This window comes from Sphingobium indicum BiD32 (genome assembly GCF_000382885.1).
GTDB lineage: Bacteria > Pseudomonadota > Alphaproteobacteria > Sphingomonadales > Sphingomonadaceae > Sphingobium > Sphingobium japonicum_C.
This window is the reverse complement of sequence record NZ_CAVK010000124.1, coordinates 25,462-52,046: the sequence shown is the minus strand read 5'-3', so window position 1 is coordinate 52,046 and position 26,585 is coordinate 25,462. Positions and strand designations below refer to the sequence as shown.

Below are 26,585 nucleotides of genomic sequence, written 5' to 3'. Positions count from 1 at the left end.
CCCGGTCCAAAGGCGATCTGGACGCCATCGGCATTCTGTACGATGGCACCCGCAGCGCCATTGACCGCAACATCATCCCCTATGACCGGCGGCGCTACAGTGACCATCACCCGGTCTTCGCTGAATCCATTGATCACGGTCACAAAGGTCGATCCGGCCCCGACACCGCGCATCAGCCCATTTTCGTCCACCGTGACAATGGCGCTGTCGGCGGATACATAAACGGTCCCCGCCGCCGCTCCATTGGCAAAGGTTTCCTCGGTCAGGTCAAGACTGGTGATGATTGCGCGCGAACCGCCGCTGGGCAGCAGGGTCACGCTATCGGGATAGGCGTCGATCCCGTAAATCTGCGTCATCAACTCACGCACGCTGTTCGGTTCGCCAACCGTCAGTGACGTAGCCGCCGCAATGTTGCCGCGTGAGACCTTCAGATAAGTAGATCCCTGGGCCAGAGCCAATAATGTCCCATCCGTGCCCAAACGGACGATGTCGGGATGGCCGACGCTCGCCGTCACATAGGAATAGGGCAGCGCAACATCCGCTTGATCGGCAAACTGACCGACAAGGCCCACGCCGCCACTTTCGCCCGGTGCCGCAAAGGCAGGCTGGCGCAGTGCGAAATTCAAGGACAACAAGGCGGCATCGGACACGTTGATGTCGATCACGCCTTCGGCCGAACTGCCAAAACCGTCATCGGCCGAAAAACGGATAGACGCCGCGCCCGAATAACCCGCCGTCGGCGTGAAAAGGACGCCAAGCCCGTCGGCGGCAAGAGCGGCCGTTCCGCCAGTCGCCCCGACGATCCGGAAATAGAGACTGTCGCCATCCGGATCGGTCGCCAGCTTGGTCAGATCGACATAACGCTGCAAGTCGACATGGGTTTTTTCCGGCGGAATCGTGGCTGCGATCACCGGCGACTGGTTTGCACGGAAACCATAGTTGGCGGCGACGATCTGATTGTCGATCGCGTCCGTCACGCCATCGCCACTGACATCCGATCCGGCGAGAGCCGCGACCACGGCGGCGCTGTCCAGTCCATCGACCTTCGCGTCGCCATTGATATCGCCCGCAGCGCGCATCTCGAAGGAATAGGCGCCACTGCCAGAGATCCTCAACTCGTGCAGACCCGATGTGGACAGCGCGAACAGGGTCACAAGTTTGCCACCGGCCTGCGCACTCGCCAGAAGGGTTAACCCTGCAATCTGGGGCGTCACCGTGCCGCTGGTTTCGACCCTCAGAATGACGAATGTGTTGGGCAGCCCTTCCAGTTCGCTTTCGCGCAGCGTGAAGGCAAAGCTTTCCGCGCCGCCCGCACCCAGATTTCCCGATACCGCCTGACCAGTGAATACCGCCGGGGTAGCCAGATCAGCGACAATCGCTTCCGTCACCACAGTGCCGTCGCCATTATAGACGATCCGTTTGCCTGCACCCGATGAAGGTACTTCAAGTGCCAGCAGCCCATCGACATAGCCGTAGCGAACGCCCGCCCCGGTCACGAGATCGCGCAATGCGGTCAGCCGGTTGTCATCGTCCCAGCTATAGATGCTTGCCTTGCCTGTTGCATCGGTGACCTGGGTAACATTGCCCCGCGCGTCATGCAGGAAGCGCAGCGCATCGCCGCCCAGCGCAGTGACGCCGCTGTCGCCGATCAGCAGCTTTCCCTCGGCCTTTTGAATTTCGACCGTACCGCGCTGGCTGTCGAGGATATAGATCGTCCCGTCAGGCGCACGCAGGGCATAGTCACGGTCGCCGAACACCGGTGAACCGGGGTTGTAGGCCGCCCCGCTATCCACATCGTAGAATTTGCCGCCAATCTTGCGAAGCTGGACATCGATCGAGCTGAACTGCCAGCCATGTGTGCCGTCGGCCGTCCAGGCGGGGCGGTAGAAGGTCTGCCCGCCGATGATCTCCTCGACAGGGTTGAAGGTGAAGCCCGCCCGTTCGCCGGTGGGCAAGGTCAGGAACAATCGCGTGCCAATCTCGAACGCAGGCAGCGCGCCGCCTGCGCTGGGCTGGCTCCCGACGCTGGTGACGATATCAGCGTCGAGGCCAAGGAACGTCCATTTGCCCGTAATGCTGTCATAGGCCCGGACAAGATCGAACGGCACGCCGCCCAGCACGGTCGAGATATCGACATGCTGCGTCGTATAGCGGGATATTTTGTCCGCGCCCGTGCGCAGTTCGATCGTGGCGCTGTCCACGCTGGTCCGGCCGGAAATGTCGGTGGCGGTCAGCCGAAGACGATAGAATCCGTCAGCCAGGCTGCGCCCGTCCAGCGTCGCGAGCGTAGCAGTGAGGTTAGTGCCGCCTTCGCCCAGCAGGGTGACATCGCCCTGCCCGTCAATCAATTGCAGCGTCCAGCCGTCGAGATTGCTGTCGTCGATGGTCCCGGTGATCGCCAGGGTCGAGGTGACGATCGCGTCGTCAATAGTTCCGTCAAACAGCGCGCTGGGCGCGCTCTTGTCGAGCGGATCGCGCACTTTAAGGATTTGCGTAATCGTCTTTTCACCACCGTCTGCGTCGCGCGCTGTAACGGTGAAAATATATTTGCCGGGCGAACCGGCGACTATCGTTGCCCGCCCGTTAGCATCGAGCAGCACTTCCTGCCCGTCGAGCAGAACGCGCAAGGATGTGATGTCCGCCAGGCTATCCGCCACGGCGTGGATAAGCACATTTTGCCCCGGCGCGGCCGGGAAGCTGGGCGTCAGTTCCAGGCGGACCACGGGCGGCACAGGCTCGATCGTAGCGCGCAGCAATATGGTCTGCCGCACCTTCGCGCGTCCGTCATCGGCAATCAGGGTGACGGCATAATCGCCCGCCTGACCGGGACCAGGGGTCCAGACAAATTCGCCGGTAACGGCGTCGAAGCTCGCCCCTTCGGGCAAATCCTCGGCGGAGAATGTCAGCACATCTTCGCTGTCGGGGTCGCTCGCCCGAACGGTGAAACGCTTTTCCTCGCCAATCAGAAAGGCGTGATACCCCTCATCCAGCACAGGCAGACGATTGACGTTGGCCACCCTGACCATGACTTCGATACTATCCACCGCGCCCAGCGGGTCGGTGGCGGTAAAGCGCAGGATATGATCCCCGGCCTGCGCATAGCCCGGCGTCCATTGGATTTCGCCACGCGCGGGAATGAACAGCATCCCTTCGGGCAAGCCATTGGGAGCCTGATAGATGAGGGGGTCGGCATCGGGATCGCCCGCGATGATGCGAAACACCATCGGTGCGCCCTCCCGCGCCAGTTGCAGGCCCATCGGCACGAACACCGGTGCCTGATTGGCATTGGCGACGGTCAGTGTGATCGTTTCGCTGCTGCTGGAATGGCCATCGCTGACGGAGAAGGTGATGCTATATTCGCCGCTGGAATTGAGCGGCGGAGTCCACACAAATGCGCCGGTTACAGGGTCTAGCGAGGCCGTGTCAGGCGCGCCGCTCATCGTAAAGGTCAGGCGGTCATTGTCCGCGTCAGCCCCGACCAGGGTGAACGCAAGGGCGTCGCCTTCCGTGATACTATGGTTGCCTACCGGGGCGAGTTGCGGGGCCGCATTTGCCGCGCGCACCACCACCTTGAACGATGCAGTGTCGTTCACGGGGGTGACGACGCCGCTGCCGGAATCCGTCACCGTCACCAGGGCATCATGGCTTCCCGCCTGCGCCAGTGTCGGCGTCCATTCAATCAGCGCCTTGCCATAAATGCTGGTTGGCGTGATCGTCGCGCCTGGCAGCCCGGCGACGGCATATGTCAGCGCGTCCTGGTCCATGTCAGCGACATTGACGGTAACCGTCATGGTCTCGCCGATCACCGCCACGACATCGCCGATATAGCCGATTTCCGGTGCCTCGTTCGGGCTGGTCACCTTGATCGTGAAGGCATAGCCGCCGCCCAGAGGCTCGCCCGATCCGTCCCCGTCGTCGGTGGCAGTGACGATGACGACATGATCCCCACGCGCATTGGCGCCGGGCGCGACGCGGATCTTGCCGGTGCCGTCGCCATTATCGACGAAGGTGATGAAATTGGGCAGCGGACGGAAGGGACTTTCGTTACGCAGGGCCAGGACCAGCGGATTGCCATCCGCGTCGCTCGCGCTGACGGGAATTTCAAGGACCGCATCCTTGGCAACCGTCACATTTTCGATCGGACTGACCACCGGTCGACGGTTCTGGTTGAACACGCTGATCGGAACGACGATGTCCGTCGTCAGCGGAACGCCCGTACCATCACCGGTGTCGGTCGCACGGAAACGCACGACATGGTCGCCAGCCTGCGCATTGGTCGGCGTCCAGGTGAAATCATAGGTGTCCGGGTCGAATGTCGCGCCGGGCGGGATGTCGCCGATCAACTGGACAGTTACAGTCCGCAACGTTTCGCTGGTTTCAACCGCCTCTCCCGTTTCGGCATTGCGCAGAGCGGGCGTGTAATAGGGGTTGTCGGGATCGAAGGCGAAAACGTTGAAGGCAAGCTGCTGACCTTCGAGTATCTGCCACCCCTCAAGCTGGTCGAACACCGGTGCGGCATTGGCGTTGCCGACGGTGATCTTGGTGACGAACCGTACCAGCGTTTCGCCATCGGTGACGAAGAATCCGATGTCATAGACACCGTTCTGAATATAGCTGGGCGTCCAGGTAAATTCGCCGGTGGTCGGGTTCAGCGTCGCGCCAAAGGGCAGGGTTTCCGCACCGAAAGACAATTCGCGGTCGCTGCGCGAACTGGCATTGATCCGAAAATTGACGAGATCGCCTTCGCGCGCGATCCGGTCGGCAACAGGCACCACCTGTGGCGGCTCGTTCCGTTCGGCAACGAACAGGGTGACAACCACCTCGTCACGAGACAGTCCATCGGTGACGAAGAAGCGGACATCATATGTCCCTGCGGATTCATAGCCGGGCAACCAGGAGAATGCCCGTGTCGCCGGATCGAAGGTCGCCCCGGCAGGCAGGCCATCCGCCCAATAGGTCAGCGGCTGCGATTCAGGATCGACCGCGACCAGTTCAAACTCGAACAACTGCCCTTCACCGCTCGACACGGCGGAGAGGGACGAGGTGAATTCCGGGGCGCGATTGCCCCCGGCGATCGCCAGTACGAAACGCTGTAGCGAGACGGCACCACGTGAATCGAACGCCTCGATCACCACCGGGGTGATCGATGCCGTACCGGCGGGCGGCGTCCATTGCAGCAGGCCGGTGGTTGCGTCGATCGTCATGCCCGCCGGCGCGGTCAGCAATCCGAAGGACACCGCCTGCCCTTCGGCATCGTTCGCCACAACCTGATAACTGAGCGGCGTCCCTACGGTCGCCGATTGCGGCGGTACACTGACGAAGGATGGCGCGGTGTTGGGCACGGCATTCGCAACGATACCGGTTACGAAATCAAGCCGGCGGTTGGCCGACGTCGTAATCGAAACCGTGCGGCCGGATGTGCTTTCGCCTGCCTCCAATACGCCATCAGGCGGCAGCGCGCCGGACAGGTCGATCAGGAAGCGCCCGTCGTCGGTCTGGCCTGTCGCACCCACCGGAACGCCGGGGAAGCCGCCAAGCGGGTCGATGGTCAGCAACGCAGGCAGGGTGATCGGCCCGTCGGTCTTGTTGGTGATCGTAACCTTGTAGGAGATGGTGCCCGTCTCGCGGTCCAGCCTTGTATCCTCGAACAGGATATCGACAAGGGTCGAGATATCCTCGAACGCGGCGAATTCGGTCTGGTAATTGACGCCCATGCGCTGGCCATTCGCCGATGTCAGCGGTGCGCCGATGGTCAGCGTGTAATCGCCCGCCGGGATATTGCCGACGTTGAGATAAGCGGTCCGGCTGGCCGCATCATAGGTGACGGCGCGGATCTGCTGCGCGCCCAGAGTGGCGTGATGGAGCGTGTAATACTCCGCGTTGGTGACCGACCCGGCCTGACTGGCCGATCCGGCGAACATGTCCTGATCGAATGTGACCGACAGGAAGGCCTGCGGCAGCGCGATCTGCGCACCGGGAGACGGATTCGTGGCGACGACGACGGGCGCGGTGGCTGGCGCGATAATGTCGACCTGATTGCTCTGGCTGACGAGGACGCGGCCGTCGCTGGTCGTGATGACGACATCGCCGCGCGATCCCCCCTTCGCCACGTCAATGCGACGCAAAGTAGCGGTGTCCACCATGGTGAGCGCACCACCCGGTTCTGCCAGACCCGCATCGTCGACAGTTCCCGCGGTATGCGTGACGAACAGCAATGCTTCGAGCCGCGTCCCTGCCTTGCCGAATGCCAGCGAATCTGCGGGCGCGTCGAAGGTCAGCATCGTTTCCGCACGCGCGCGATCCGTGAAGCGCACCACCTGCTTGCGATCCGGCCATGTCACCGCCCACAATGCACCATCATTGTCGAAAGCCAGACTGCCGACGCGCAGATTTTCGTCCCTGCTCCACTGGGTGAAGCTGCCATCGTCGGGGTCAAAGATCGAAATACCGCTGTTCGTCGACACATAGATTTTGCCGGTCGTAGGATGCACCGCCAGCGCAATGGTCACGCCATCGCCGAACCGGTCGAGAATGGCCCCGGTTACGGGATCGAGCCTTAGCAGCGGCCCGCCGCCGGTGGTTGCCCACAGCCCGCCATCGGCATCGAACGCCATGTTGAAAATGGCCGTGTCCAACTCTGCAAAGGGCGTTGCCGCCGCGCCGCCCTGCCCGCTGAATTTCCAGATCGTGCCGCGATTGGTACCGCCGGAGACCAGGAAGTCGCCCTCCGGTGTCTCCACAATCGCCATCGGCCCGATTTCGGTCGTGCTGCGGGTGATGCCGGTGGCGAAGGCGCGTGCGACAAAGGGACTGAGCACAGAATCAAATTCGCTCGGCGCACTCAGCGGAGCGGCGGCAGGAACCAGCGCTTCGGCCTGCGTGAACAGCGCATTGGTCGAAGGCTCCGGCGTCGGTGCGGGCGGCTGCCCAAAATTCGGCGCGGTCGTGTCGGGCACGGTCGGCACACCGCCCAGATTGACGCTGGACCCATCGGAAATCGCGTTGACGCCGGGTTTGGGCACTTCGCGATTGCCCGCAATATCAGTCGCCAGGGCCAGGAATTCATAACTTTTGCCGGCCTCTCCCTCAAAGACAAGCACACCGGTCACCTCGGGCAACATGCGTTGCCAGATTTTGAAATCACCACCATCTTCCGCGGCGTAAAGCGTCACATGCTTGACGCCGGAACCGCCGACGTCATCCAGAACACGCCAGTTGACCTCGAAATTCGCTGTCGTGCCCACTCTTTTGGCGGTGAGCGTGCTGGTCGGCGCGGCGGCATCCACCATTTGGCTCAGGACAATGGTATCTTCTGGCGCGAAGCCGTCCATCAGCACCCGCGCGGAGGCGGAAATGCGCTCGCCGGTCGCCACATCGTCCCCAGGGACAATGGTGTAGCTGACAAAGCCCGCGCCTGTACCGCTGGCATCATTGGGGGCCAGCAGACCGCGGGTTGCATCCTGCAGGACTTCGCCGGTCAGCGGGTCTATCGCCTGGATGAGCCAGCTTGCACTCGCCGGTTCCTGAAACAGGTCCAGCACCGCGCTCACCCGCAGGATGAACCCGCGTGTGGCGGTGAAGTCGATCTCGGCGTCGAAACTGGTGCGGCCATCCGGCACGTCGATATTGATATCGCCGATCTTGATATCGCCAAGACGGAAGCTGCGCGGATCGAGATCGGGGTCGAGCGTGGTCACGACCTGGATTTCGTTGGTATAGCGCGCTGAACCCGCCGCATTTTCAAAGCTGACGGTATAGGGCAGTTCCGCCGCGCCCGGCAGCCAGCCCTGCGTGTCGAGCGTCTGCGGACCAGTGATCGATGCCAGCCGGTTGACCTGCCCTTCGCTAGCGAAAAAGCGGGAAAAATCGAGCTGGGCAAATTCCTGCCCGTCCACCGGTTCCGGCCCGTTGATCTGGAAATCGGCGGGCAGTCCTGCGCCGCGCTGGTCGAACGGCACCCATGGCACGAAAATCCGGAACGCCTCGAAATGCGTGGGCGTGGACAGGCCCAGATCATAGTCCGCCCGCACCGGCAGCGCCGGAACCGGTATCTCGCCATCATATTTGTCGCTATGGCGCGGGTCCATATATTCGATGGCGGCCATCAGCCCGTCCTGATGCCCGTAATAGGCGCGGACCTGATCGAAGAAGGCGAGCAGATCGCCCGTGGAGCGTACCGCAGAGCCGCCGGGGCCGAACAATATGCCCGATGCCAGCGTCGTCATCATGCTGACAATATGTTGTTTCGTCCGAATGGGCGGCACGTCCTGCTCGTCGCGCAGCAGACCGGCCTGTTCCAGCGCGGCGAGATAGAGGTCGGTCCACTGCGCTTCATCGGCAGCGAGCGCCAGCAACGGCGCCGGCGCATCATTCGCCTCAAGGATCGCGGTGCGCAGGTCGCGCGCTTCCTTCGACTGGAAGTCGACAAATTCGGCCCGCGTCATCGTCGTGGCCGCCGCGACAATATGGAAGCGGAACGGGATGAACGGGATTTCATCCTTGCTGGGAACGGCAGTATTCTGCTGATAAAGGCCGACGAAATCGAGCTGGTCGAGCGTGCTGCGCGCGGCAGGCATGATCTCGCTCACCTTGTCCTTGACCGCTTCCCACCAGTCGCCAAGGCCACCCTCGCCACCGTCCAGGATCGGTGCGAGGTCGGGGAACAGGCTGTTCATCCTGTCCTGAAACGCGCTGAAGGCACGATCCGCCATTTCCTTAAGGCCGGGATAGGTGCGGATGTTGACGGTAAAGCCGCCAAAGCCATCAGCGGGCTGATCGAACAGGAAGCCCGATGTCAGCAACTGGCCGTTGGTATTGGTGATCGATTCCAGGTTGATGAAGGGAATATTGGCATTGTCGCTGCCCTCTGCGCCCTCTGGAATACCACGCACATTGGTGAAGAATTCGAGGAATTTGAGGCCATAGACATATTGGTTGTAATTGAGTTCGGGCACGCCGACCTGGAAATAGGTGTAGGGCGCGTCGAGGTTGGAAATATTCTGGAGCGCGATGGAATAGGTCGCCTGATCGCCCGCCAGTATGACACGCGGTCCGCCCACGCCGATGGTGACTTCGGGTTCGATCCCACGCTCGATGAGGAAACGATAGGGTTCGACGGTTTCGGCACCATCAGGATTGGTGACCTTCAGGTCGTAAAGGCCATGGGGCGCATCGGTAAAATCGAATGTCGCGATGATCGTGCTGCTGTCGACCACCTCCCAAGCCACCGGCTCAAACTCGGCAATGCCAGGCCGGGACAGTTTCAGGATCGCATTCTCGTGAAAACGCGCCCCCTTGATCGTCGTGGTCACATAGCGGCTGTCGCCACCGGTATCGGTCTCTATGCTGGTGATCACCATCGGCATCAGATCGGCGATCAGCCGTACCGTACTGCCTTCGTCCGGTCCGCTATAGCCGCGCACCATCACATAATAGACGCCCGGCTCCGTATCCGGCACGATCGCGGTCAATTCCTGCGCCAGCGGTCCGGTATAGGTCGCATCGAACAGCGCGGAGGTCGGCACATCGTCGTGCCGCAAAAACACTTCGTTGATCGCACGCTCATCATCGGACGCCACGCGCAGCCGCAAGGTCTGATCGGCGGGCACGACGATACGGTACAGCCGCTCCTGCCCCGGCTTGAGATTGGCCGACAGCGGGATTCCGAGCGTCAGCGCCTCGATGGAGATGCTGGTGGCGTTGGCGGCGGCGGTGATGTTGTTCGCCTCGCCCACATCCTCGAACAACTGGTTGCGCGCATCGGCCCGAACGATGATGCGATAATCGCCCGCCGCCGCGCCCGGCAGCGTTGTGTCCAGGCTGAGCGTATAGCTCTGGTCCGCCAGCAGCGATCCGGAGAAATTGGCGCGACCCAGCAATTTGTCGCCAACGTCCCAGGTCGCATCGCGCGACAGATAGACAGCGTCGCTCCAGCTGCCCGAAGCAGTGACCGTGCTTTTGTTCGTCACCGTCCAGCTTATGGAGACAGGATCACCCGCCTGCTTGTTGTCGGGCGCCACGATATCGGTGACCTGAATGTCGGTTGGCGGCGGCAGTTCGATCACCATCGGCACGTCGCTGCCACGGATATTGTTGCGCTCGTCCGCTTCAAAAAGACTGCCGGTGGCGTCATAGCGCGCCGGATCGGTCACCACGAAAACATAATAGGCTTCGGTGCCCAGATCGCCCGGAACGACGAAATCCTTGACGACGGAATAGGTGTCGCCCGCGTCCAGACCTCCTGTATGCCGGATCGAGCCCAGGAAACGGTCCGATGTCAGGTCGAGAAACGGATCACGGGAAAGATAGACAAGGTCGTCCCACTGCGGTTGCAGGGTTGGGGTCGCGCCGCCCGCATTGGTGACGCTATATTCCACGCGGAAGGGCTGGCCGCGGGTAGCGCGCAAAGGTGCGCTGAGCGCAGCGACCTGAAGGTCCGGCGGGGTGTAGGGCGTCAGCGTGACCGGTTGCACGGTAAGGTTGTTGCCCTCCCCTGCATATTCCCTGACCTTGCCATTGACCGCGCCGCGCACACCGGCAAGGCGCGGCGACAGCGTGCTTTTGGCATAGCCCGACTGCTCAAGCCCTGAATCCGCCGCCGCGATGACGTTGAAATCACCCTCCAGCTCGAACGGCAGGCTGACGGTCACCTTCGCAATATAGGATTCGCCGGGATTGAGTATGCCGATATGCGTGTTTTCCGCGCGGACGATAACGCCGGGCGAAGCTTCCCGCGACATCAGCCAGTCGCCTTCATCGAGCGAGGCATCGAGCGACAAATAGACCCGGTCCACCCAGGAATCCTCGCGCGTCGCCCGCGTACCGACATTTTCGACGCGGAAGCTGATTTCAACCGTGCCGCCCGCAGGCAGCGTGTCCGGCAGGGTCAGCTCGGTAACCTTGAGGTCCGCCTCGCGATAGACGACCGGGAACTGCGCCTGCTCGACCGTTCCGGCGGGCAGCTCGAACACGAACTTGCGGAAAGTATCATCCCTCAATCCGTCATTATTGCCCGACCTGACGATATCGGCGGGCACAACAGGACGCGATGGCGTGTTGGTAAACACATAGACATAATATTCGCCATCCACCCCCGGTGGCATGTCGAACTCCAGCGTGTTGCTGTAACTCTGCCCCGTGCCCAGCCCGCTATTGGCCTGTGTGACCGATCCTACATAAATTGCGCGGCTCTGAATGAATGTCGGGTCCTTCGACACCCACACCTGATCGGTCCAATATTGCGTGCCGGACCAAACCGGCGCGCCTTTATTCTCGACGGTATAGGTAACGCTTGTCCGTTCACCTGAATAAGCGATCACACCCGGCGCAGCGGGCACCACGCTGACCACCTGCAGGTCGGCAGGCGCGTTCGTCACGTTGGTGCTGGCGAATTTTGCATTGTCGAGCGCGTTGGGGTCTCCGCCCAGTGTCGACCTGACGATGACGTAAAGGCCCGCGGCCGCAGGATTGAGTTTGAACGTCGCGCTGTTGGTATAGCTCGCACCCGGATCGAGCGGCGAGAGATTCTGGAAGCTGCCAAGATCGAATATGTTGCGCGCATCCTCCAGCAACGGCGCATCAGACAGATAGACCCGGTCCGTCCAGCCAGTGGCCTGCGCATCACCGGTTGACCGCACCGTCCAGCTGACGGTGAAATCATCGCCACCCTTGGCCGACGCCGGGGCGGTCACGTCCGTCACCGCAATGGCGCGCGTGCTGGAAACAGGCGGGGTGCCAACGATCTGGATCGCGCGGGCACGATAATTGCTGCTCTGGATTTCGGCCGGATCATCGGGATTGACGTTGATCGCCAGCGAATCCTCCAGCAACGTCGCATAGGGATCGACCCAGGGCATGATATAATAGGTGCCGGAAACCACGCTGGCAGGCAGGGTGACAGTCAGTTCGCGATCATAGCCCTGCCCTTCCTCCAGCGGGCCGCCAGTGTAGGTAAGACTGGTCAGCAATATGTCGCCCAGACCGGGGTGCGGCCGGTTCTTGTCCCTGGTCAGCCAGATCTGCTCGGTCCACTGACCAAGATTGCTGGTGCCCGCGCCACGATTGGTCACGGTATAGCGCACCGGCACGCTGTTGCCCTCGAACGCCTGGGCATTGGTGACGACATTGTCGACGACGAGATCGGCAAACGGCACCGGTTCGACATAAATCTGCTGCGCGCGCACGTTGCTGGCCGACGTGTCGTTGGGCCATTCGTCGACGGCATTGCCGGTATCCGTGGCCACCAGCACGAAAACATTGCCCCGGAACCGCAATGGCACCGTGAATGTCGCCGAACTCGACTCATAGCTTTCCAGCGAATCCAGCGCGATCGGATTGGCCAGCTGCGACACGAGAATGTCGTCGCCGCTGATCTTGTCATCCAGCGACAGCCAGACCTGATCGGTCCAGTTGCCATTGGCTTCGATCAGCCCCTGATTGATCACGGTGAAATCGACGGAGGCGGTGGCACCTGCTGTCACGGTGTCAGGCGCAATGATTTCGCTGATCTGCAAATCGGGGCGCGGCAGTACAGATACCAGGATGGACTCATCATCGACCGAGCGATTGTTAGTCTCGGCCGTATGTTCGTAAACGGCGTCGGCCGCATCAGTGACGACAATTACCTCGAACCGGTCGCTGGTTTTGGCCGGCAGACGCATTTCCTCACGCCTTGTATAGCTGGTGCCCGCCGCCAGCGGGCCGGTATAGCTATAGGTGCCGATCAGCGTACCCGCGCCGCTGTCGCCCGCCTTGCGCAGATAGACCTTGTCCACCCAACTGCCTTCGGCCGCGCTCAGCCCTTCATTCTTCACCGTCCAGCTAATGTCGACCACGCCGCCCTCTACGCCATTTGCCGGAGCGGAGATGGCCGTGACGCGAAGATCGGGTGGCGGCGCAAGCGAGATGCTGATCGGGGCGGATGTGCCGCTATTGTTGCCGGTAAAGGCAAATTCATAGGGCTGATTGCGTGGATCGTCGCCGCCCGGCGCGACCACGACGATGCGATAGTCTCCCGCTATCCCATCGGGCAGAGTGAAGTTGGCGGTGCGGTCATAACTGTCCCCCACCCCAAGGAAACCGAGATGGTTGACCGAACCAAGCAATATCCGGCCACTGCCATCGGTCCTCTCCAGGTAGACGCTGTCGAACCATTCGCCGGTGTTGGTCAGGCCGATGCCCTGATTGCTTTCCCGCCATGTCACATCGATGGACGTGCCCGATTGCGCCAATGTGGGCGCGACCACGCTTTCGATCTGCAGATCCGCCCAGGCAATGGGCGACACATCGAAGAAGCCCGCCAGAGCGGTGCGGTTGGCATCCGAACCGTTCTCGAACACCGTCTCTGTCGCGTCTGAACGGACGAACAGGGTATAGCGACCGTAGAATCCGGCGGGCAGGATCAGATCAAGGTTGGCGTCATAGCTTTCGCCCAGTGCCAACCCGCCAGAATGTACCAGTTCACCCAGCAATATGTCATCGCCATCGCCGAATATCTCATCGCGCGACACATAGACGCGGTCTGTCCAGCTATCGGCGGTCCCCAGCCCGGTGCCGATATTGGTGACCGTCCAGCCGACAGTGACGCGCGCGGGATCATTGATCGTGCGGGCTGGTGCGGTGACGTTGCTGACGTCCAGATCGGCATAAGGCGCAAGGCCGACGGTGAGTGCGACAGAGGCATTATTGTTGGTTTCGCCCGCACTGGTTTCGGGCACAGCGGCTGTGCTGTCGCTCTGCACGATGATGCGATATTCACCCGAAGCATCAATCGGCAGATGGACCGTGAGCGCGCCGTCGTAAACTTCGCCGACGCCCAGGCTCGATCCGCGCACGACTTCGCCCAGTTTGATGTCCCCGGCACCGACGATGCCATCGCGCGATAACCAGAGGCTGTCCGTCCAGCCACCAATGCTGGCCCCTGTCCCATCGTTGCGGATCTGCCACGTCATGGCAATGTCGCTGTTCGATTGCGGATTGACGCCGCCCGGCAGTGTAACGTTGATCGGCACCAGATCGGGGTGGGTCAGCGTAAGCGCGCCCGACGCGCCGTCATTGTCCGCCTCTATGCCGCCTTCAAACACTTGCTGGCCAACATCGGCGCGGACAAGGATATTATATGTGCCATCGGCCAGGCTCACGGGCAATGTGACCGACTGATGCACCTCATAGGCCTCGCCCGGTGCCAGATCGAATGTGCGGACGACGCTGGCAAGCGTAGTGGCGCCGGAAACGGTCGTGTCATCATCCACATAGATGCGATCGGCCCAGGGCGCACTCGCCGTCACCGTGCCGCTGTTGCGGATGATGTAGCTGACCTCTACCGTTTCGCCCGGTCGTGCGCCCGCAGGCGCGGTGACGCTTTCGACGACCAGATTGCCTGACGGCGCAACCGCGAAACGGACAGGAGCCGAGACACCGGCATTGTCGCCTTCAAGCCCGTTTTCAAACACCGTGCTTCCGGCATCGGTCACCAATATCAGGCGATAATCGCCGCTGCGTCCGTCCTGCACACGCGCCTGAACGGATACGGTATAGCTGTCGCCTATTGCCAGTCCGGCATCGCGCGAAACTTCGGCCAGAATCAGGTCATCCGCATCGGCGACCCCATCGGCCGACAGCACAAGCCGATCGACATGACCGCCCGCAGCGGCGGCGTCACCAGTGTTGCGCACCCGCCATGAAACCGTGAAGGGATCGCCGCCCAGCACGGTGGCAGTCGGGCCGGATATGGCCTCCGTCACCAGATTGGGTGCGCGGCTGGTAATCGCGACGTTTGCGGGGCCACCGACATTGTCTGCCCGCGTATCGGGTTCGACAATGTCCTGCGCCGCGTCGGCCACCACAAAGATGCGATAATCGCCCGAATTCACGTTCGGCAGGGCCAGCGTACCCGAACCATTATAGCTGCCCCCCTCGGCCAGCGCGCCGTTTCGGGCGATATTGCCGAGTATGACATCGTCTGCGTTGCCGATGATGGCATCGATGCTCAATATCACCCGGTCGGTCCATGCAACACCGTCCGCCGTGGCCACACCGGCGTTGGTCACGGTCCAGCTGACCGTGATGTTGCCCCCGCCCAGTCCATTGGCCGGCGCACTGACATTGCTGACGCGCAAATCTGCATATTGCCGGGCAGTCACGGCGACCGCGGCTTGCGCGCTATTATTCCCCTCTGCCGCGACCCCGGCGGCAGCCTCGCGCACGCTCGTCTGCCCGTTCGCATTGCTGTCGGCAATGATGGTGACCCGGATGTCCCCAACCGCCCGCTGTCCTTCAGGCAGGGTGAAGCTGGTGGTGCGGGCGCGGCTTTCCCCTGCCGCCAAAGCGCTGGTCGTGATGATCGTGCTGTTGAGCAGCGTCTCGCCGGTGGTCAGATTCTGCACCAGCAGGCGATTGTCGAACCCTGCAAGGGTGCCGACATTACCCAGATTGCTTTCATCCCATGTCAGCGTGATCACATCGCCCGAAGCAGGCGCGCTGTTGGTGATGGCCAGATTGCGTATCTGGAGATCGGGCGCGGACGTGATCGTTTCCGCCGTGCTGTTGTTGGTCTCGCCAGTGGCGGCGGTATTGGCCTCAGCGACCTGGTCGAAGATATCGGTGACCACCGAAAATTCAAATACACCCTGCCCCAATATTCCGGCAGGCCAGATGATCTGCGCGGACCGTTGCGCCGCCGCCTCCGCGCCCAATGTCCCGGTAAAGCCGACCGTGGCGACCTGCACCTGCTGGCCCGTCAGGCTGTTGCGCACGAACAGGCGTTCGCTGAAGTCCGCCGCCGTGGCGCTATTGCCCGCGTTGGTGGTGGTCCAGTTGACCGTAACGGTATCGCCGGGGTTCCACCCACCTGCCGGGTCCGCTGCGACATCGGTAACGACGAGATCGCGGAACGGGGCCAGTTGCGACGTGAACTCCAGCGTCGCGGCATTGTTGGTTTCGGCCGTGCCTAGGATATTTTCTTCGCCGATCGTGTTGGCGACATCGTTCGTCACCGTCACGCCGATCCGGCCTACGCCGCGATTGCCCGTGGGCAGCGTAAGCGTGGTTTGCCGCTGCCGTTCCCCCTCCGCGGTGATCACCGTGCCGCTGTCATCCAGCAGGATGTTGCCGATAATCTCGTTGGTATCCAGATTGCGCAACAACACCCGGTCCTGCCACGCGCCACTGGTCGGACGCGTACCCTGATTGCGTGTTTTCCAGCTGATGGTGATCTCGCTGCCGGAACTGATCGTGCCGCTGCTGCTGACCGCCAGCTCGATCGGGATGAGATCGGGCGAGGGCCGCACTTCCAGCGAGGAAATGCGGATAGGCGCGATCAAAGTATTTTCGATCACGTTGAAACTATAGGTCCCGACCGATGCGGCCTGTTGCACATAGCCTTCGATCAGCAGCGTATAGGAGCCGCTATCGGGAAGGACGAGCGTATCGACATCGTTCATGTCACCGGCAAATAGCTGCCTGCCGTTGGGCGCGATCAGCCGCCAGTGGGTGGACACGCCCGCATAGCTGAGCCTGTCGAAGAAGAAGCGGTCGCCCGCCTCACCGTCGAACCGGTACATGTCGGTTTCGGAGCCGGGGCTGAGCGTGCCATTGACCGGCACGCCCGGCGTGATCGGCAGCGCATCAGAGAGCTTCTGCAAACGGATGGAATAGTCCCGGTCCGCCGTCGTGCCGCTTTCGATCCGCAGCACATGATCGCCAGCGGGCAGACGATAGACCACCTGGGCGTTGGATCGATCGTAACTGTCCGTCTGGGTGAAGGGCAGCGCGGCGAAGTCACCGGCCGGGCCGGTCAGCCGCCAGCTGACATCGCCGAACGGCGACAGCGCATCGACATAGACCAGGGTTTCCTCGGTCAACGTGAAAAGCAGATCCTCCCGCTGGCCGGGTTGATCGAGCGTCGAACTGATCGTCTCGCCCAGATCGATCGTGCGGCTCTTGTGCACGACCTTGTCGACCTGAAACTGGTAATCGACCGGTCCGCCTTCGCCGATCTGGCCTTCATAGGCCAGCGTATAGACGCCCGCCTTCTCAAGCGTGATGAAGCCGGTGTCCGTGCGGTAGTTGGCGCTCATCGCCACCCGGCCATCGGGATCGAACAGCCGCCACTGGCCCGATCCGGGGCTGGAGATGAAATCGAAATATATCTCGTCACCGACAGCGCCGGTGAATTTGTAGAGATTGGTGCTGTTGCCCGGCTCCAGCCGTCCGGTGGTCGGCGCGTTGAGCACAAGATCGCTCGCCAGCGCCAGATCGAGCAGGCGGAAGGCAAAATCACCGGTCAGATCATCATTGGCATCGACCGTGATGGCATAGTCGCCCGGCTCGAAAAAGATCGCTCCGGGCGATGCGCCGGAATGGGCATCGGCATTCTGGAAATGGCGCGAAAGGATCGTCCCGGAGGGGCCAGTCAGCGTCCATGCGATCTGGGTCGTGTTGATCAGGCTGTCGAATATCAGATATTGCGGATCGCTGACGCTGAAGGTGTAGCGTGCCTTCGCGCCTGACGCGGCGATGGTGCCGCTGACTGTTTCGCCGATCGTCAGCGCCGTGGTGCTGTCGACCATATCGACCACACGGAAACTGAGAGTCTGCGGCGCGGACGTGCCCACGCGCCCTTCAACCAGGAGCGTGTAGGTGCCGTCGAGCGGTAACAGCGGCTCCTCGACATCCCCAACCCGCGTCGTGTTGAAAACCAGATTGCCAGCCGGGTCGATCAGTCGCCAGAAGGGATCATTCGATCCGCTGAGCAGGTCGAAAAACAGAGATTGTCCGGCGGAAGCATCGAACCGGTATATTTCCGTCAGGTTGCCGGGCGTGAGCGTGAGATCCTGCGTTTCGTTCAGGTTGATCGCTGTGCCGTCCGCCAGCGAAGCAAGGCGGAATGAGAAGCTGCCTGTATTGGCGCCGGTGGCTGAAATGGCGACGCGATACGTGCCGGGCGCGAGCGTCATGACCGGATTGCCGGAAAATTCCGCAGAATCCGTGCTGTTGAAACTACGCGCGGCCGGTGTCTGGGTCGGGCCGCTAATCTCCCAGCGCAGCGCGCTATTATTGGTCAGCGCATCGAAAACGACCGCTGTTTCTTCCGTCAGCGTAAATTCATAGCGCTGCACCGCGCCAGCCGCAGCGATAGAACCGCTGACCGCATCGTTGAGCGCCAGCGCCGTCATCGGCTGCGCGGCAGCGGTCATGGCGATCGCGAAATTGTCAAAGTCCTGATCGGCTGTTGCACTGCCCTGACTGGCACCCAGTACCAGACGTCCAGCCTCCAGCTCCATGCCCGCCACGAAGAAATCGGTGACGACGGCAATGGTTGCGCCACCTTCCGGCGTGAGTTCGATTGTGACCAGCGATCCGCCATCGGTCCGCTCCACAACTAGCCGCGCGCGCGCCCAATCACCGCTGGCCAGCGTCAGACCGGGATCGGCGATGTCGGTCAGCTTGACGCCATTATAATGGATGGAAATGTGATTGGCGTTGACTTCGCCATTGCTCAGCGTGTCGAAACCGATACCCAGCGCACCGGCTAGATTGGCCTCCGGCGTCACCAGCAGGCCCGGCCCCCCATTGCCATATTGGCTGACTGGCAAATATAGAAGGCCAAAGCCGTCGGCATCTCCCGTCTGGCCGGCGCGGCGGGTCAGGCGGAAATCGAAACCGAGATCGACGACATCCTGTCGCCCGCTGCCGGTGGCGGAGAAGGCGATTGAATTCTGGCTGTTCACTTGCAGGGAATCAGTCAGCCTTATGACGTTGTCCCCGCCATCGGCCAGCACCTGCGCGGCCACCCCGCGGTGATTGCCCAATATATAGGGCAGGCCCGCCACGTCGAAATCCTGGCTGGTCTGGCCACCTGCGGCCAGGATCGCGGGCTGATTGTAGATGAAGCTGTAGCTGCCATCCGTGGTCGCCGAACGCCGTCCTTCCACCAGAAGGGTATATGTGCCTGCCATCGCCGCCGTCATCAGGTCGGTATCGCCAAGGCCCACGGGGCCGAAAACCACCTGCCCCATCGGGTCGATCAGCCGCCAGCTATTGTTGCCGGAAGAATTGCTGATCACATCAAAGCCAAAGCGCATACCGGTCGTGGCGGTAAAGCGGAACATGTCCGTTTCCTGACCATTCTGACCGATTGTGCGATTGAACGTCCCGTCCGGCACCAGTTCCTCGGCAGATGCGATGTCGAGCAGGCGGAAACTGTAATCGCCCGTGTTTTCCGCTGTCGCATCGATCGTCAGCGTATAGCTGCCCGCGCCAAGGCTGAGCACCGGATTGCCGCCGAAATCAAAACCATCGGAATCATGGACATTGCGGCTGCTGACCTCGACACCATCAGGCCCACGCAACGTCCAGTTAAAGACTGTCGCCGTCGTCAGGGCGTCGAACACCAGCTTGCTGGCCGCGCCGAGCGTGAAGCTGTAGGCGTCGCTTTCGCCCACCGTACCGATCGATCCGTCCACACGCGATCCGATGGTGAGCGCCGCGCTCTGCGTGGTGATCGGATAGACGCCGAACTGATAGTCGGCGACCGTGGCGGTATAGGATCGTCCCTCTATCAGCAGCGAATAGACGCCAGTGATGGCAAGCTCCTGCCCGTCGATATTGCCGATCGTATTGGGACCGAATATTTCATTGCCGAACGGATCGATCAGCCGCCACCGCATGTCGTTATGGACGGTGCCACCGTCGAAGAAGAATGTTTCCCCCGCATTGGCAGCGAAGCGATAAATGTCGGTCTCGCTCGTCGGAGTGAGCGTTCCCGAAACCGGTGAACCGAGCGTCAGGGGCGTTCCCAGGGAAAGGTCACGCAGGCGGAAGTTATAATTGCCAGTCACGCTGCCGACCGCATCGATCTTCAGCTGATAGTCCCCCGCACCCAGTCGCAGCACGGGCGACGCAGTGAAATCGGCGGAGTCGGTGTCGCTAAAGCGCCGGGCGCTCACAATCTCGCCTTGCGGGCCGGTCAGCGTCCAGTTGATGTCGCCCGAATTCGTCAGGCTGTCCAGCATGACGAGCGTTTCGGCCGTCAGGCTGAAGCTGTAGATATCGCTTTCGCCCGGCTGCGCGATGCGGCCGGAAACACCATTGGCGTTGGTGGTGCGCAACAGGGCGCCGCCGCTCAATGCCGTACTTTCAAAATCGAGCGCGTAGAGGAGGCCACTGGTGCCCGCCATTGGCGGACTTGTCATGCCGGCGGCAACATCGGCCTCGCTGCGTGCAACATCCCAGATGCGGAAGCTGTCGACCGCACCTTCCCACTGACCGTAGCTGGTCTCGACTTCCTCATACTGGCCGATCAGCAGCGGCTCGCCAGCATCGGCATTGTTGCTGATCCTGATTGTCCCCGACGCCTGCTCCACGCCGTTCACGAGGATTTTCATCGCGCCGCCGTCGCGGTCGGCCACCAGCGCGATATGCGCCCATTCACCCGCGGCAATCAGGCCGCCGCCAGTCTGGATCGACTGCACCCCGGACGCATCGCGCACAGCCGCCCAGACCGAACCGTTGGCGTTGACCGCAATCCGATAGGGCGATGTGTCATGGGTCGATTTGGCGACCAGCGACGTCCAGCTGTTGGTGAACCGGTCGAGCTTGAACCAGCCTTCGACCGTCAGATTGCGGGTTGGCGATACCTCCGGGCTGCTTGGCACCTCGACATAATCGACCCCGCGCAGGCTAAGCGCATTGCCGCTCTTGCCAGGCTGTATCTGTGGCGCTTGGGGATTGGGGCCGTCGAGCGTGATTGCCACCGGCGGCGTGGCCGCAACCTTATATGCAGCGAAGCGGAAATCCACCGGCCATTCGCGCCAGACCCGCGGCTCGACGATCAGCGTATAGACGCCGCCGATCGCCAATGCCCCGGTTTCCCGCGAAGAAAAGTCGACCGGCCCGAAAATCTGGCGGCCATAAGGATCGATCAGTCGATACGAAACCCTGTTGCCCGAATTGGTCACCTGCTGGACGTCGAACAGCAGGTTGTCGCCGGGATCGACATCCAAGCGATAGGCATAGCTTTCCGAGGAACCGCTTGCCGTCTGCGAAATCGCGGTATCGAAGGGCACCAGCGGTGCCGCCGACAAGTCGAGCAAGCGGAAGGCGAAGGCTCCGGTGGCGGCGCCCGTGCCATCGACCAGGATGGTGTAGGTGCCCGGCTCGACGGTGAAAACGGGGTTGCTCCCGCCCAGTTCGTAACTGTCGCCGTTGCGCAGATTGTTCGATATCGAAAAACCGCCCGGCCCGGTGACGGAAACGACCATCTGGTCATTGTCATGCAGACTGTCGAACAGCATCGTCGTGCGTTCGGCGACGGTGAATGTATAGGTCCGCTTGTCGCCCGGCGTGCTGAGACGGCCTTCGACCACGCCCTTGACGTTTGCAAGGTCACGCAAAACCGGGATCGTCGCGCCGGTGACACTATTTGTCACGGCCCCCGACGTCACGGCATCCAGACCCAGTCGCAATGCCAGGCCAGTGGTGTCCGTCGGCGCCCCCGCATCCATATTTGCGGCGATCTGTGCCTCTGTGCGCCCGCTGCTCCAGACGCGCACTTCGTCCAGCCCGCCCTCGAACTTGCGATAGGCCTCATTATATTCGCTGGTGCCGCTGACGATCAAGGGCGTGTCAGGCGAACCGTTCGACAGCGCCGTGCTGACCGAGCGGGAGGCGGCCAGCGCACCGTTGATATAGATTTTCATCGTACCGGTGCTGCGCTCCAGCACCGCGGCGACATGGCTCCACTCGCCATAGGGAACCGCACCGCTTGCCGTCTCCAGCGTGTCGTTTGACGCGCCGCGCATACTCGAAAAATGGATGAGGCCGCTGGAGTTGAACCACACGGAATAGCCGCGTTGTCCCGCATCATCGGCCTTGTAAACGATCGGCGACCATGCGTCCGCCTGCCGATCGGGATTGATCCAGAATTCGATCGTCACATCCTGCCGCAGGTCAAGCGCGGGATCGACGATCTGGATCTGCTCATGGGCGGAAAATGCAAGGGCGTTGCCGATCTTGCCGGGGCGCGTCAGTAGCCCGTTGGTCGTGCCGTCGATGGCGATGGTCTGGGTGGGGTTGGTCGGCTTTTGCAGGGTAAAGCCATAACTCTGACTGGCGCTGGCATCCCACACCCGCCCTTCCAGCAGGATCAGATAACGCCCTGTCTTGGGCAGCACGATCTCGCGGTTGTCCATGTTCGTCGGACCGACGAACTGAAGGCCATCGGGATCGATAATCCGCAAAGAGGCGTTGGGCTGGCTTTGCAGATTCTGGTAGAATATCGTCTCGCCCGCCGTCCCCTCAAAACTGTAAACATCCGTTTCGCGCAACGGCGTAAGGTCGGAACGAACCGGCTGGCCGAAGGTAAGCGCAGTGGCGGACGCCGTGTCGATCAAACGGAACTCGGCACTGCCTGTCTTTCCGGCGGTGGCGGAAATATCCAGATCATAGTCGCCAGCGGGAAGCGTGAAAATGCGGTCGGCATTGTTTTCGTAGGAATCGGTGCTGTAGAAATTGCTGCTGACAAGGTTCAGCCCCGCGCTGGAAATGGTCCAGAAAATCTCGCTGTCCGGCGTAAAACTGTCAAAATAAAAGGATTTTGCCGCAGTAAGCGTGAATGTATAACGCTGCTTCTGTGTCGGTTTGGCGATGGTCGCGGTGGTCCGCTCGCCAAGATTGAGCGCAATAGGAGCAGGGTCCGCCTCGATCCGCGACAGCGCAAACTGATAGTTTATTGTTGCTGTGTTGTCCCAGGGCCGCCCTTCCACCAGCAATGTATAGGTGCCGGCGCGCGGCATGGTTATGGCGGCATCACGGAAGTCGGTAGGGCCGTAAACGACCTGACCGAAGGCATCGAGGATTTTGAGCGATCCATTGCCCGCACCCTGAATCCCGTCAAAAAAGATCTTCTCGTCCGCTGCCGCCGTGAAGCGATAAACATCGGTTTCCCGCCCCGGATCGAGCGTGCCGGACGTGCTGGAACCATCGACCGCAAGCAATGTCCCGGCGGCGGCGTCAAGCAGGCGGAACTTATAGTCGCCCAGCGTCCTCCCGCCGGTTTCTACCTGCTGTGATCCCCGGACCACCAGCTCATAGTCGCCTGCCTCCAACAGCATCGGCGTGCGGTTCTGCTGTTCGTAGCTGTCCGAATAATAGAAGCGGTTGCCAACGGATGTCTGCGGCCCGGTCATCGCCCATTCGAGATAGACCTCGGCGCTGTAATTGTCGAAAATCACAAGCTTCTGCGTATCGACCGTGAAGCGATAGCGCTGGATATCTCCTGTCTTGGCGATGGTGCCTTCCGTGATGTCATTCAGCGTCAGATCGATCGGCGCGGGATCGGCCGGGCGATTGAGGATGAAGCCATAATTGTCGGACGCGCTGCTATCCCAGACACGGCCCTCCACGACAAAATAATAGGTGTCCGAAGCGGGCATGGTGAGTTGGTGATAATCGAAGCCGGAAGGACCAAATACCTGCCGCCCGGTGCTCGAAAAGATGCGCCAGCTTGCGCTATTTGGATAATCGCGCACGTCGAGGATGATTTCCTCGCCAGCGCTCGCGGTAAAACTGAAAATGTCCGTCTCACGCACTGGCGTCAGTGCGGAGGATGTGACGCTGCCATCCGCCGCGACGGGCGTGGCGCTTGCAAAATCAAGCAGACGGAAGCTGTAGGCGCCAGTGCTGCCCTGCACGCGAATCTGATAGTCGCCCGGCTGTGTCAGATCGATAAAGGTGTTTGCGTAATTCTCGAAACTGTCGGTGTAATAAAAGAGGCGATCCGGCGTGATACGCCCGGATGGACCGAACAGCGCCCATGACTTTCCCGTGTCAGGCGTCAGACTGTCGAAATAGACCCTCGTGGGTGTCGCAATGGTAAAGCTGTGGAGATCGATTTCGTCTGCGGCACCCAGCGTATCGCCGACCGCCGCGCCGAGGGTGAACGCAGTCCCCGTGCCCCTGTCGGGCGGCGCCGTATTGCCGGTGCGGCTGACCTTGATCGCATAGTCGACCGGCGCACCTTCCCACACCCGCCCTTCGAGCATCAGAACATAGGTTCCGTCATAGTCGAGCGTGAGCGGCACCGCGTCATTGAACTGGCGCGCGGATGTGACGAGACGGCCCAGCGGATCATATAGCCGCCAGAACGCATTGGCATTCGTGCTCGAAATCCGCTCGACCGTGATCGCATCGCCTTCTTGCCCGGTGAACGCGAACATATCGGTCTCATTGCCCGGCTCCAGCCTGCCGGAGGTTTCTGCGCCCAGTGTCAGCGCGGTTGCGCTTGCAAGATTGAGCAGGCGGAACTGATAATCGGCAGCTGTATCGCCGGCACCATCGACGGTGAGCGTATATGTGCCAGGCGCCAGGTTGAGCAGCTGGTTACCATTGGTGTCGATCTCGGCTGAATCGGAATAGTAGAAATTTCGATCGGTGATTTCCGCGCCAAACGGCCCGGTCAGCGACCAACTCAGCGCAGAATTCGCCGTCAGCGAATCAAAGGCGAGCTTCGTTGCTTCACTCAGCGTGAATGTGAAGCGATCGGCTTCTCCGGTATCGATCCGCCCGCTGGTCAGCGCGTTCAGCGTCAGCGCGGCAGCATCGTCCGAAACCTTGAGCAGTTCTGCGGTAAAGGCCGCACTGCCCTGATTGTAGAGATAACCTTCGACTGCGATCAGATATTCGCCCGTTTCGGGCAATTTCCCCAGGTCGATATCGCCCAGTCCCGATCCGTTGAGCAGCAAGGTGCCATCGGGGCGATAGACCCGGATATACTGGTTGTTGCTCGCGCTCAGCAGGTTGAAGAAATAATGGTCGTCCTCCACCCCGTCGAACCGGAACAGCTTTGTCTCTGTCCCGCGCCGCAGGACACCGCTGGCAGCCATAGCGCCCGGTGCGAGACCCGCAGCGCTCTGACCGGTCGCCTCGTCAAAACGCCAATAGCCCGCAAGGCCGCCCTCGCTGCCTGACAACGGGCGCTGGTATCCGCTGGCGATATCGGCCGCGCTGCGCGCCATGCCCCACAGGCGCACATCGTCAACCTGCCCGTCAAACTGATAATTGCCGGTCGGTGCCGCACCGATGTTGAGCGCATTGGCGCTGTGATTGATCGCCGCGTCATAGGCCTTTTCGGCAACCAGCGCGCCATCGATATAAAGCTGCAAGGTCGTGCCGTCATAGGCACCAGCAACATGCTTCCATTGATCCGTCGCGAGCGGCGCCTCGACAAAGCCATCGCTCCAGTTGTTGACGAAGAAGCGGACATTGCCCCCGACACGCACCAGCCCGTAGCCATTGCTCCATCCAGTATCGTTTACCTTGCTGACGATGCCCTGATAAAAGCCGCCGCCGCTGCGTGCGTTGACCCATGCTTCGACCGTGATCGCCGCCGGATTGAGCGCCGCATCGTTCGCGACTTCAAGCTCGCCGAGCGTGGCGACATCCCAACTGCGGTTGATCGTCCCGCCCTGCGCTGCATAATCGAGCGGCGCGCCCGTGGCGTGCGCAATATTGGCCAGCGCGCCACCATCCTCGATGGTCGTGCCAAAACTATCGCCTGCGCTGATCGCGGTGGCCGTCGTCGAAAAATCGAGCAGACGGAAGGCAAAGTCACCGGTCGCGTCGCCATCGGCAAACACCGTCAGCTTATACTGTCCCGCGACAAGATCGAGCAGCGGATCACCATTGAAGGAATCCGAACTGTTGAAATTCCGGTTGTTGATCACCTGGCCGCGTGGTCCGGTCAGCGACCATTTGAGGCTGTCCCGGCGTATCAGATTGTCGAACAGCAGCTTGCTGTCGCTGGCGATGTCGAAATCGAACACCGTGCTGCTGCCCGCGGTCGCGAGGCGGCCCTGCACCCGCTCATTGATCGTCAAGGCAGCGCTGGTCTGCGTAATCTTGCCGAAGGTGAAGGAATAGCTGATGTCGGCTGTGGCTGAATTATAAACCCGGCCCTCAATCTCCATCATGTACGTACCGCTACGATTCAGCAGATAGGCACCGGAATCGTCGAACGCATTTGGCCCTGTAACATATTCGCCGTCCGGGCCGACCAGCCGCCACGCTGTCGATTCAGCCGGGTAGCTGTGCGCATCGAAGAAAAAGCTGTCCCCGGCCAGCGCGTCGAACTTGTAGAGCGCGGTTTCGTTCGCCTTGTGCAGCCCGTTGACCACGTCTCCCGGCGTAAACACATCGGCATTGGCGAGATCGAGCAGGCGGAATGCATAATTGCCGGTCGCGTCGGCCCGGCCATCAATGCTGAGTGTATATTCGCCAGCTTGCAGATCGAGTATGTTGCCGCCCGAAAAATCATAGGAATCCGACTGCGCCAGATTGCGGTTGGAGACAATGCTGCCCTTCTGGTCGGTCAGTGCCCAGAAGATATTGTTGGTGGCGGTAAGGGAATCGAACACCACCTTCTTGGGTTCGGTCAACGTGAATGCGAAGCGATCGGTTTCCCCCGGCACTTCGATAGTACCGGTGATCGGCGGCACGTCCGCCGCCAGCAACAGGCGCGGCTCTACCGCCTCGAAATGGAGCCGGTTTGCCAGACTGGACGAATTTCGCAGCGCGGCCCGACGGCGCAT

1 protein-coding gene (running past one end of the window) is annotated in these 26,585 nt (G+C 61.4%); it reads right to left on the bottom strand.

Features of this window, described 5'->3' with window-relative positions; translation table 11 throughout:
- Positions 1-26,585 carry the 5' portion of a putative Ig domain-containing protein gene (locus EBBID32_RS12490; protein WP_037490486.1) on the bottom strand. Its footprint begins 10,255 nt before the window's first position, so only the first 26,585 of its 36,840 coding nucleotides appear in the window; the start codon lies at positions 26,583-26,585; the stop codon falls past the left edge of the window.